Annotated in this window: 9 protein-coding genes; all 9 read left to right on the forward strand. The window is 71.8% G+C overall.

From position 1 onward, the window contains the following. Window positions 1-46: 46 nt before the first annotated feature. The 9 genes from clpP (at window position 47) to THESUDRAFT_RS01445 (ending at window position 12,069) form a co-directional block, all read left to right on the forward strand. A complete protein-coding gene (gene clpP, locus THESUDRAFT_RS01405; RefSeq protein ID WP_006902911.1) occupies window positions 47-646 on the forward strand; it encodes an ATP-dependent Clp endopeptidase proteolytic subunit ClpP in 600 nt (199 codons plus the stop codon). Window positions 647-670: 24 nt separating this feature from the next. Then, window positions 671-1,930: an ATP-dependent Clp protease ATP-binding subunit ClpX gene (gene clpX, locus THESUDRAFT_RS01410; protein ID WP_006902912.1), complete on the forward strand. Its 1,260-nt coding sequence runs from the start codon at window positions 671-673 to the stop codon at window positions 1,928-1,930. Window positions 1,931-2,446: 516 nt separating this feature from the next. Continuing rightward, window positions 2,447-4,138 carry an ATP-dependent protease LonB gene (lonB, locus tag THESUDRAFT_RS01415; RefSeq protein WP_006902913.1) on the forward strand — a complete coding sequence of 564 codons (1,692 nt, stop codon included), beginning with the start codon at window positions 2,447-2,449 and terminating at the stop codon, window positions 4,136-4,138. 198 nt (window positions 4,139-4,336) lie between these two features. Further along, window positions 4,337-4,915, forward strand: coding sequence for a GNAT family N-acetyltransferase (locus THESUDRAFT_RS01420; RefSeq protein ID WP_006902914.1), 579 nt, complete (start codon window positions 4,337-4,339; stop codon window positions 4,913-4,915). Between the two features lie 843 nt (window positions 4,916-5,758). Then, entirely contained in the window at window positions 5,759-8,548 is a 2,790-nt protein-coding gene (locus THESUDRAFT_RS01425) for a valine--tRNA ligase (protein ID WP_006902915.1), read from the forward strand. A gap of 425 nt (window positions 8,549-8,973) precedes the next feature. Further along, complete coding sequence (locus tag THESUDRAFT_RS01430; protein ID WP_040826154.1) at window positions 8,974-9,228, forward strand: hypothetical protein; 255 nt, start codon at window positions 8,974-8,976, stop codon at window positions 9,226-9,228. Between the two features lie 94 nt (window positions 9,229-9,322). Further along, entirely contained in the window at window positions 9,323-9,976 is a 654-nt protein-coding gene (locus THESUDRAFT_RS01435; RefSeq protein ID WP_006902917.1) for a Maf family protein, read from the forward strand. Next, a complete protein-coding gene (gene radC, locus THESUDRAFT_RS13800; protein WP_006902918.1) occupies window positions 9,973-10,872 on the forward strand; it encodes a RadC family protein in 900 nt (299 codons plus the stop codon). The genes THESUDRAFT_RS01435 and radC overlap by 4 nt, the downstream gene beginning before the upstream one ends. A 156-nt stretch (window positions 10,873-11,028) precedes the next feature. Next, entirely contained in the window at window positions 11,029-12,069 is a 1,041-nt protein-coding gene (locus THESUDRAFT_RS01445; RefSeq protein WP_083855411.1) for a rod shape-determining protein, read from the forward strand. Window positions 12,070-12,071 lie beyond the last annotated feature (2 nt).

Raw genomic sequence — 12,071 nt, forward strand, 5'->3', positions numbered from 1 at the left:
GCGGGTGCGCCGCCGGCTTCGGTGGGCGAGGGCGAGGTGGGCTGGAATGAACCTGGTTCCGTACGTCATCGAGCAGACCAACCGGGGCGAGCGGGCCTACGACATCTACTCGCGGCTTTTGAAGGACCGCATCGTCTTCATCGGCACCCCCATCGACGACGTGGTGGCCAACTCGGTGATCGCCCAGCTGCTGTTCCTCCAGACCGACGATCCCGACCGGGACATCTCGATCTACATCAACAGCCCCGGCGGAAGCGTCGACTCGGGGTTGGCCATCTACGACACGATGCAGCACATCAAGCCCGACGTCGCCACCTACTGCGTGGGCCTGGCGGCCAGCATGGGGGCGATCCTCCTGGCCGGCGGGACCAAGGGCAAGCGCTACGCCCTGCCCCACTCCCGTATCATGATCCACCAGCCCCACTCCCAGGTCGGCGGCACGGCGGCGGACGTCAAGATCTACGCCGATCAACTGCTCAAGCTGCGCCAGGTGGCCAACGAGATCCTGGCCAAGCACACCGGCCAGCCGCTGGAGCGCATCGAGCGGGACACCGAGCGGGACTTCTTCATGACCGCGGAGGAGGCCAAGGAGTACGGGATCATCGACCATGTCCTCGAGCCTCGGTCCAAGCGGTCGGACGGGTAGCCACCCGGCAAGAGAGGGGTCGTCATGTTCAAGTTCACCGACGAGAAGGGCCAGCTGAAGTGCTCGTTCTGCGGCAAGTACCAGGACCAGGTGAAGCGCCTGGTGGCGGGGCCGGGAGTCTACATCTGCGACGAGTGCATCGAGCTCTGCAATGACATCATCGAAGAGGAGCTCAGCGAGGAGGCCGACGTCGAGCTCAAGGACCTGCCCAAGCCGGCGGAGATCAAGGCCTTCCTGGACCAGTACGTCATTGGCCAGGAGCGGGCCAAGAAGATCCTCTCCGTGGCGGTGTACAACCACTACAAGCGGATCCACCTGGGCGGCCGCATCGACGACGTGGAGCTCCAGAAGAGCAACATCCTGATGATCGGCCCCACGGGCTCGGGCAAGACCCTGCTGGCGCAGACCCTGGCCAAGCTGCTGAACGTGCCCTTCGCCATCGCCGACGCCACCTCCCTCACCGAGGCGGGCTACGTGGGCGAGGATGTGGAGAACATCCTGCTGAAGCTCATCCAGGCCGCCGACTACGACATCGAGCGGGCCGAGCGCGGGATCGTCTACATCGACGAGATCGACAAGATCGCCCGGAAGGCGGAAAACCCCTCCATCACCCGGGACGTCTCGGGCGAAGGCGTCCAGCAGGCCCTGCTCAAGATCCTGGAGGGAACGGTGGCCAGCGTGCCGCCCCAGGGCGGGCGCAAGCACCCCCACCAGGAGTTCATCCAGATCGACACCACCAACATCCTCTTCATCTGCGGCGGCGCCTTCGAGGGCCTGGACAAGATCATCGCCAGCCGCATCGGGCGCCGGGTCATGGGGTTCGGCGCCGAGGTGCGCAGCAAGCAGGAGACCAACGTGGGGGACATCCTGCGCCACATCATGCCCGAAGACCTGCTGAAGTTCGGGCTCATCCCCGAGTTCGTCGGGCGCCTGCCCGTCATCGCCACCCTGGACGCCCTGGACGAGGACGCCCTGGTGCGGATCCTGACGGAGCCGAAGAACGCGCTGGTCAAGCAGTACCAGAAGCTCCTGGCGCTGGACAACGTGGAGCTGGAGTTCGAGCCCGAAGCGCTGCGGGCCATCGCCCAGGAGGCGCTGAAGCGGAACACCGGCGCCCGCGGCCTGCGGGCCATCGTGGAAGAGCTGATGCTGGACCTCATGTACGAGCTGCCCGGCCGGGACGATGTGGCCCGGGTGGTCGTCACCGAGGAGACGGTGCGGCAGCGGCGGGAACCCATCATGGTGACCCGCGAGCGCGTCAAGAAGCAGGAAGAATCGGCCTGAGGCGCCGGACCGCCGGCGCCGGGCGATCGCAACGAGGGCCGGCCCGTAGGGCGGGCCGGCCAGGGTCGCCCCGCCAGGGGCGGCGGGCCTGAAGTCACCCGGCCGGACTGCCGGTACGGCGGTGGGAAGCAGGGGCACCACACCCTGCAAAGGGCATCACGCCCCGCCACCTCCGTGCCGGCAGTCGCCGTTTTGCGGAGGCTCCGTCCCCGCGGGTCACCTGCAGCCGGCGCCCCCGGCCGGCATCTCTCGCGCGCTCACGGCCTGTGGCGCTCCCCTCCCCTCCCCCACTGCACTACTTGCCGACGGTCCCGCCCTGCCACCCCGCCGTGTCCCCGCCCGCCGGCCCCTGTCCGGGGTCTTACCAGGTGCCTTGGTGCCGCTGCCGGCCATTGCCCACGGGTCTCGGGGTGAAGGCGGGTACCCGGGCAGATACTAGGACCGATTCCCGGAACGCCGGCGCCCTCCACCGGCGCCGCCGTTCCGCCCACCAAGCGTGAGGGGAGCCCGGCGGCCATGGACTACGGGAGCATCATCACCTTCGTGCAGTTCTTCTTTGCCGTGGTGATCGGCCTCTACTTCTGGAACCTGCTGAAGGCCCAGCAAGGCAGCAAGGTGGCCGTGCGCAAGGAGTCGCGAAAGGAGCAGGACCGCCTGTCCCAGCTGCGGGCCATCGCCCTGACCGAGCCCCTCGCGGAGCGGACCCGGCCCCAGCGCTTCGAAGACATCGTCGGCCAGGAAGAGGGGTTGCGCGCCCTGCGGGCCGCCCTTTGCGGCCCGAACCCGCAGCACGTGCTGATCTACGGCCCGCCGGGCGTCGGCAAGACGGCGGCGGCCCGGCTGGTGCTGGAGGAGGCCAAGCGCAACCCGCGCTCGCCTTTCCGGCCCGACGCGGCCTTCGTGGAGATCGACGCCACCACCGCCCGCTTCGACGAGCGGGGCATTGCAGACCCCCTCATCGGGTCGGTCCACGACCCCATCTACCAGGGGGCCGGCCCGCTGGGAGTGGCCGGCATCCCCCAGCCCAAGCCGGGGGCGGTGACCCGCGCCCACGGGGGCATCCTGTTCATCGACGAGATCGGCGAGCTGCACCCCGTGCAGATGAACAAGCTACTCAAGGTCCTGGAAGACCGCAAGGTGCTGCTGGAGAGCGCCTACTATAATCCCGACGATCCCAACCTCCCGGCCCACATCAAGGACGTGTTCGAGAACGGGCTGCCGGCCGACTTCCGCCTGGTGGGCGCCACCACCCGGATGCCGGACGAGATCCCGCCCGCCATCCGCTCGCGGTGCGTGGAGATCTTCTTCCGCCCCCTGACGCCGGAAGAGGTCGGCCTCATCGCCCGCCGGGCGGCGGCCCGCCTGGACCTGCCCATGGACGAAGGGGCGGTGCGGGTCATCGAGCGGTACGCCCGCAACGGCCGGGAAGCCGTCAACATCGTGCAGATCGCCGCGGGGCTGGCGGAGACCGAGGGGCGCAGGCGGGTGACCACCGCCGACGTGGAGTGGGTGGTCAACACCGGGCAGTACACGCCCCGGCCCGAGCGCCGGGTCGCGGACCGGCCCCAGGTGGGGGTGGCCCACGGCCTGGCCGTGTACGGGCCCAACCTGGGCACGTTGATCGAGATCGAGGTGGTCGCCTCCCGGGCTGCCACTGCAGGCCAGGGGCGCATCACCCTGACGGGGGTCATCGACGAGGAGGAATTCGGCGGCGGCGGTCGCCCGGTGAAGCGGCGCAAGAGCACCGCCCGCGGCTCGGTGGAGAACGTCCTCACCGCCCTGCGGCGGCTGCTGCCGGTTCATCCCGCCGACTACGACCTGCACATCAACTTCCCGGGGGGCATTCCCCTGGACGGCCCCTCCGCCGGGGCGTGCCTGGCGGCCGCCATCTACTCGGCCCTGACGGGCGTCCCGGTGGACAACCAGGTGGCCATCACCGGCGAGGTGAGCGCCCGGGGCCTGGTCCGGGCGGTGGGCGGCATCCAGGCCAAGGTGGCGGCGGCGCGCCAGGCCGGCGCCCGCCGGGTGGTCCTGCCCCGGGAGAACTGGCAGGAGTCGCTGGGCCGCTGCGGCCTGGAGGTGGTGCCGGTGAACACGGTGGAGGAGGTGCTCCGGGCCGCCCTGGTACGGGAAGAACCGGCCGTGCCGCGGGCCGGTCAGGACGTGGGCGCCGAGGTGCTGACGGCCGCCCCGCAGCCCAACGCCTAGCCCATCCCGGCCGGTCCCAGAACCGGACACCGGCCGGCGGCAGGCGCCCGGTGCCCAGGACTGACGGACCTGCCGGAAAGTGCTTGTCCCGGCGAGGTAGGAAATCGCCCCCCGTTCCCCGAACCCCCTGGCCTGTGACCCGCGGCGGCTGGGGTGCCCCGGCCGCCGCGCCAGTTGGGGACGAGGGGAACCGGGACGATGACCGTACAAATCCGGGGGCAGCGGGTGGTCCTAACGCCCCTGACCCCCGCCGATCTCGCCTGGCTGGTGCACTGGGAACGGGATCCGGCGGTTGCCCGCTTCGCCGGGCAGCGTTTCGACAGCCTGGCCGCGGCCTGCACCTGGTGGCAGGCGGCGCAGGCCGACCCGCGGCACGTGGTGCTGGCGGTGCGCCTGCCGTCGGGACAGGTCATCGGTGATGTGGAGCTGGTGGAAATCAACTGGGGGCGGCGGGAAGCCGAACTGCGCATCCGCATCGGCGACCCCCGCTACCGGGGCAGGGGCCTGGGTCGGGACGCCGTCCGGGCGGCCGCCCGGTATGCCGCCGGGATCGGTCTCAAGCAGCTGTTCCTGCGGGTCGACGTGCGCAACGTGGCCGCCCTGCGCTGTTACCGGGCGGCGGGGTTCCGCTCCCGGGGACGGTTCACGGCCGGACGCCGCAAGGCGGACGGGCTGGCCGACATGTACCTGATGGTCCGGGCCCTGGACGCCGGGCCGGGCGGCGGTGCGGGGATCGGCCCTGCCGCGGCGGGCCCGCGGGCCGCAGCCGCCGACTAGCCGCAGCCGGTCCCCAGGGTGAGGGTTCCCCGCCGGGGGCCGGCTCCTTCGCCCCCGGGTCAGGGGTCTTCCAGCCCGGCCCTGTGGGTGGGAGAGAGGCTGCGCGGCAGGCCGCCGCACCCGGTGCAAGGGGTCCCGCTCTACGGGTCCCGCTTGGCCGAGTGCCGCCTGCCCCTTGTCGCGCCGCAGGCTGCAGCAGGCCTTGACAGGGCCGCCTTTCCTTCTTTTACACTACAGTCAACCCAATCCAGCTCGCCCCGGGGCCGGCGCGCGTGTCCTGCTGCCGGCCCGCGGGGGCGCGGCAGAGGGCGATGACGGGGAGGAGTAGGGGCCGCAACCCCGGCCAGAGAGAGGCGCCCGGCGGCTGGAAGGCGCCTTCCGGTAAGGCGGGCCCGAAGTCGCCCCGGAGCTCCCGGTCCCAACTCGCCTGCCGGTGTGCCCCCGGCCCGGGCCGGACCCTGGGGGGCGGGGGATGGCAGGGGGGCGTAGGCCGGGCGGGTGGCGCCCGTGAACGCGCCGTGAGCGTCCCGCACCCGGCGGGTGCCCGTTGCCGGTCCGTGGCGGCTGGCCATGGCGGCGCTGCCGGGCGGGGCGGAAGAAGGGTGGTACCGCGAGAGCAAGGCCTCTCGCCCCTTGGGGCGAGGGGCTTTTTTCATGGGCCGCCCCCGCCGGGCGGGAGCCACCCGGGTTGGACCCTGCTAGGATGGCGCCGGGGGCCGGTTCGTCCCTCCGGGCGCCGCGGGTGCCCTGCCGTCGGCCCGGCCGGGGGCGGGCGGCCAGGGGACGACAGCCTGGTGCCGGCGCGCGGGCCCAAGCCGCCGCGCCGGTGGAAGGAGAGGGAGCATGGCAAGCGGAGAGCCGGTGCACCAGGCGGTGGCGCCGGAACTGCCGACGCGCTACCGGCCACAGGACTTCGAGGAGGACATCTATCGCTTCTGGCTGGAGGAGCGGGCCTTTCACGCCGACCGGGACGCGCCCGGGCCCGTCTTCTCCATGGTGATCCCTCCGCCCAACGTGACCGGGAACCTGCACATCGGCCACGCGCTGAACAACACCATGCAGGACATCCTGGCCCGCTGGCACCGGATGCAGGGCGACGTCACCCTCTGGGTGCCCGGCACGGACCATGCGGGCATCGCCACCCAGCACGTGGTGGAGGTGCGGCTGGCCCGGGAAGAGGGCCTGCGCCGGCAGGACCTGGGCCGGGAGCGGTTCCTGGAGCGGGTCTGGGCGTGGAAGAACCAGTACGAAGCGAACATCCTGGGCCAGCTGCGCCGGCTGGGTGCCTCGGTGGACTGGGACCGGGTGCGCTTCACCATGGACGAGGGCTGCAGCCGCGCCGTGCGCGAGGTCTTCGTCCGGCTGTACGAGAAGGGCCTGATCTACCGGGGCGACTACATGGTGAACTGGTGCCCGGAATGCCATACGGCCCTGGCGGACATCGAGGTGGAGCACGAGGAGCGGGAGGGCCGGCTCTACCACCTGCGCTACCCGCTGGTGGACGGCGAAGGGGCGGTCGAGGTGGCCACCACGCGGCCGGAGACCATGCTGGGCGACACGGCGGTGGCCGTCCACCCCGAGGACGAGCGCTACCGCCACCTGGTGGGCCGGCGGGTGCGCCTGCCCCTGGTGGGCCGGGAGATCCCCATCATCGCCGATCCCCTGGTGGATCCGGAGTTCGGGACCGGCGCCGTCAAGGTGACGCCGGCCCACGACCCCAACGACTTCGAGATGGGGCGGCGCCATGGCCTGGAGGCCGTCCAGGTGGTGGGCTTCGACGGGCGCATGACCGAGGCCGCCGGCAGCCGCTACGCCGGGCTCGACCGCCAGGAGGCGCGCCGCCGGGTGGTGGCCGACCTGGAGGAGGGCGGCCACCTGGTGAAGGTGGAGCCCCATCGCCACAACGTGGGGGTCTGCTACCGCTGCGGGACGGTGATCGAGCCCCTGATCTCGCGCCAGTGGTTCGTCCGCATGAAGCCCCTGGCCGAACCGGCCATGGAGGCGGTCCGCAGCGGCCGCACCCGCATCGTGCCCGAGCGGTTCACCCGCGTGTACCTGCACTGGCTGGAGAACATCCGCGACTGGTGCATCTCCCGGCAGATCTGGTGGGGTCACCGGATTCCGGCCTGGTACTGCCGGCAGTGCGGCGAGACCGTCGTGGCGCGGGAGGACCCCGACCGCTGCCCCCGTTGCGGCAGCGACGCCCTGCACCAGGACGAGGACGTGCTGGACACCTGGTTCAGCTCGGCCCTCTGGCCCTTCTCCACCCTGGGCTGGCCCGACGCGGACAGCCCCGACCTGCGCCGGTTCTACCCCACCTCGGTGCTGGTGACGGGCTATGACATCCTGTTCTTCTGGGTCGCCCGGATGATGGTGATGGGCCTCGAGTTCATGGGGGACGTCCCCTTCCGCACGGTGCTCCTCCACGGCCTGGTGCGGGACGCCCAGGGGCAGAAGATGTCGAAATCCCGCGGCAACGTGGTCGACCCGCTGGAAGTGATCGACAAGTACGGGGCCGACGCCCTGCGTTTCACCCTGGTGACGGGCCTGGCGCCGGGCAACGACGCCCGCTTCTCCTGGGAGCGGGCCGAGGCCAGCCGAAACTTCGCCAACAAGCTGTGGAACGCGGCCCGCTTCGTGCTGATGAACCTCCAGGACTTCGACCCGTCCCGGGGCGAGCCCCGGCGCGAGAACGCCGCTGACCGCTGGATCCTGGCCCGGCTGGAGGCGGTGACGGCCGACGTGCAGCGCCTGCTGGAGGCCTTCGAGCTGGGGGAGGCGGCCCGGGCCCTATACAACTTCATCTGGGACGAGTTCTGCGACTGGTACATCGAGCTGGTCAAGCCGCGGCTGGCAGCACCGGCGGCGACCGGCGCGGAGGTGGCGGCGGCCCAGGATGCGGCGGTGCAGCCGGAAGCGCCGGCGGGGGCGGGTGAGGGCGACCCCGGTGCGGCGTCCAGCCGCTACGCCGCCCAGTACACCCTCTGGCAGGTCCTGGAGCAGACCCTGCGGCTGCTCCATCCCTTCATGCCCTTCATCAGCGAGGCCATCTGGCAGAAGCTGCCGCGTCCCGGCGGCGGGCCCCGGACCCTGGCCCTGGCCCCCTGGCCGCGGGCGGGCGAGGCGTGGCCGGAGGCGGCCGCCGGCGACGACGGCCGCATCGCGCGGTTCCAGCGGGTGATCGACACCATCCACGGCCTGCGCAGCATCCGGGCGGAGTTCCGGGTGCCGCCCGGGCGCAAGGCCCACGTCCTGATCTACGCGGAGGAACCCGCCCAGGCAGAGGCCTTCCGCGAGCAGGCCGAAGCCATTCGCCGCCTGGCCGGGGTCGACCGGCTGGAGATCGCCACGGGGAGCGGGGAGCGGCCCGCGCAGGCAGCCGCTTATGTGGGGCCGGGCGTGGTCGCCTACATGCCCCTGGCCGGCTTGATCGATCTGGAGGCGGAACGGAGGCGCCTTGAGCGGGAACGGGAGCAGGCCGAGGCGGCGCTGGGAAGGGTGCGGGCCAAACTGCAGAACCAGGGGTTCGTGACCCGGGCGCCGGCGGAGGTGGTCGAACAGGAGCGCCAGCGGGAGCAGGAGCTGGCGGCGCGGCTGGAACTCCTGGCCCAGCGCCTGGCGGAGCTGGGTTGAACGCCACCGGCGCTGCCTCCAACGCGGGCAGCGCGTCCAGGGCGCGCGGCAAGGGCGGCAGGGCGGCAGGCCGGCAGGCCGGGACGGGCGTGCCGGCAGATGTTCCGGCCCGGCAGGGGCCCGGCCCAGGGTCGGGTCCAGGGGCGGCGGGCCAATCCGGCGGGCCAATCCCAAGGGCTAGCCCAGGCCACCGGCCAGGGGCGGGCGGCAGAGCCGCCCGCCCTTCTTTTACTGCCCCCAAGCCACTGGGGCCGGCCGGAACCGCCGGGTGCCGGTCGCCGGGAGCAGCTGGCCGGGGACAGCAACAGGATGTAAAATAATGGCATGCCACAAAATAATGGTGATCCACATCACTTTTCGACAAAAGGGAGGCAACAGCGTGCCGGTACCGAAAAGAGCCACCGTCCAGGAAAGGACGGGAGGTCATGCGACGCAACGGCGGAGGATGGGGCGTGCTGGCCGCGGTGCTGGTGGGCAATGCCCTGGGCAACCTGGCGGCACGCCACGGGCTGTCGGGGTGGCTGCCCTGGCTGTCCCAGGGGCTGGGCCCTTCCCTGGAGCCCACCACCCTGGTGGTGCCGTACCTGGGCGCGGTGACCCTGGGCCTGCGCCTCGACATCACGGCGGGGGGCTTGCTGGGCATCCTCGCTGCATTGTTGTGGCTGCAGCGCCGCCGGTAGGTGCGCCGGGCGGCGCGGCTGCGGGGATGGGCCCTGGGGGCAGCCGCCCGCCTGGTCCGGGGTCCCGTCGCGGCGTGATGCGGGGGGAGGGCCGGTGAAGGGGACAAGCTCGCAGCGCAGGCTGGTGCTGGCATCGTCCTCGCCGCGGCGGGTGCAGCTTTTGGCCATGCTCGGCCTGCCCTTCGTACAGGACCCGTCCCGGGCGGAAGAACCCCTGCCCGCAGGGCCGGCCGGAACCGTGGACCCGGAGGACTGGGCCCTGCGGCAGGCGCTGCGCAAGGCCAAGGACGTGGCCCGGCGCCACCCCGGAGCGCTGGTCATCGGTGCCGATACCGTGGTGGAGCTGGACGGCCGGCTTCTGGGCAAGCCCCAGGACCGGCAGGAAGCCATGGCCATGTTGGGCGCCCTGGCCGGTCGGGAACACCGGGTCGCCTCCGGCGTGGCGGTGGTGGACGCCTCCACCGGCCGCGCGGCCACGGGGACCCGCCTGACGCGGGTCTGGATGCGCCCCCTGACCCGGACGGAGATCGAGGCCTACGTGGCGACGGGAGAGCCCATGGACAAGGCGGGCGCCTATGCCATCCAGGGCCTCGGCGCGACCCTTGTTCCCCGCATCGAGGGGTGTTACTTTAACGTCGTTGGCCTGCCCTTGCCCCTGCTGGCCGATCTGCTCTCCCTCTTCGGCGTGCGGGTGCTGGGACCCGAGAGGATCCTGGCCCACCCGGGCCCGGGGGCTTCCGGGCGATGAGGCGGGTCCGGCGGCCCGAGTCCTTGCGGGTCAAAGACCTGCCCCCGTCGGACCGCCCGCGGGAGCGGCTCCTGGCGGGCGGCGCCGCCTCCCTGAGCACCGTCGACCTCCTGGCCATTCTCATCGGTTCGGGGACGGGACGGGGCGAATCGGCCCTGGATCTGGCGCGCCGGGTGCTGGCCTGGGGCAGCCGGGGCTCCACCCGCCGGCTCCAGCAGGACGAACCGGGCCGCCGTGACCGGCGGGCCGGCGCAGCGGCCGCCACCGGTAGCGTTGCCGGCTGCCGGGCCGTGGCCGACGGGCCGGCAGCCGGAGGCATGGCGCCCGCCCAACCACCGGAGGAAAGGGCGGGAGCGCCGGAGCCCGGCGGGGAGTGGGATGCGTTGCAGTGGCTGGCGTCGGCCCGGGCGGAGGAACTCCGCCAGATCCCGGGCATCGGGCCCGCCCGTGCCGCCCAGATTGTGGCTGGGGTAGAACTGGGGCGGCGCCTGGCCACGGCGTGGCCGGTTCGGCCGCGGGTGCGGGGTCCGGAGGACGTCAGCCGGCTGCTGATGGCCGGCATGAAAGACCTGGATAGGGAACATTTATACGTGGTTCAGTTGAACACGAAACATTATGTACTAGGTGTGGACTTGATTTCGATCGGTACGCTGAACGGGTCCCTGGTGCACCCGCGGGAGGTCTTCCGGGCCGCCGTCCGCAGGGGAGCGGCCGCGCTGGTCCTGGTGCACAACCACCCGAGCGGCGATCCCACGCCAAGCCCGGAAGACGTCCAGGTGACGCGCCGCCTGGTGGAGGCCGGGCGGATCATGGGGATCGACGTGCTGGACCATGTGATCATCGGCAACCAGCGTTACGCCAGCTTGCGCGAGGCCGGCCTGGTGGGGGAGGCGTGAGGGCGCTCCCGCGGGAAGGCGCGGCACGGGCAGCGGGAGGCTGCACGGGCCCGGGGAAGGCGCCTGGCCGGCGGCTTTGATGCGCCCCGGTCCAGGGGAGGCGCCGGCCAGGTGAGGCGAAGGAAGGTCAAGAGGTGGCACGGTCAGGGGGCGTTGGTGGTGCTTGAATCGGTATACCGTTACTTCTCCCGCGACATGGGCATCGACCTGGGGACGGCCAACACGCTGGTCTACGTGCGGGGCCGGGGGATCGTGATCCAGGAACCCTCGGTGGTGGCCGTCCAGGCGGAGACCAAGCAGGTGCTGGCCGTCGGCGAGGAGGCCAAGCGCATGATCGGGCGCACGCCCGGCAACATCATCGCCGTGCGGCCGATGAAGGACGGCGTGATCGCCGACTTCGAGATCACCCAGGCCATGCTGCGCCACTTCATCGCCAAGGCGCTGCGCGGCCGGGCGCTGGTTCGTCCCCGGGTGGTGATCTGCCTGCCGTCGGGGGTCACCGAGGTGGAGAAGCGGGCGGTGGTCGACGCCACCGAGCAGGCGGGAGCGCGCAAGGCGTACCCCATCGAGGAGCCCATGGCGGCGGCCATCGGCGCGGGCCTGCCGGTCCACGAGCCGACGGGGAACATGATCGTGGACATCGGCGGCGGCACCACCGAGGTGGCCATCATCTCCCTGGGCGGCATCGTCACCCACCGGTCCATCCGCATCGGCGGCGACGAGATGGATGAGGCCATCGTCAACTACGTCAAGCGCAACTACAACCTGCTGATCGGCGAGCGGACCGCGGAAGAGGTCAAGATCGCCATCGGGTCGGCCTACCCCATGGACGACGAGGGCTCGGTGGAGATCCGGGGCCGTGACCTGGTCACCGGCCTGCCCAAGACCATCGAGGTGACGGCGGCGGAGATCCGGGAGGCCCTGTCGGAGACGGTGGCGGCCATCGTCGACGCCATCAAGGTGACGCTGGAGCGGACGCCGCCCGAGCTGGCGTCGGACATCATGGACCGCGGCATCGTGATGACCGGCGGCGGTTCCCTGCTGCGCGGCCTCGATCGCCGGGTGGCCGAGGAGACGGGCATGCCCGTGCACATCGCCGAAGACCCCCTGCTCTCGGTGGCCCTGGGTGCGGGCAAGTACCTGGATGTGATCGACAACGTCCAGCGGAGCCTGGCGACCTCGCGCCGCCTGGCCTGAGG

Source organism: Thermaerobacter subterraneus DSM 13965 (assembly GCF_000183545.2).
In the GTDB taxonomy this organism is placed as follows: domain Bacteria; phylum Bacillota; class Sulfobacillia; order Thermaerobacterales; family Thermaerobacteraceae; genus Thermaerobacter; species Thermaerobacter subterraneus.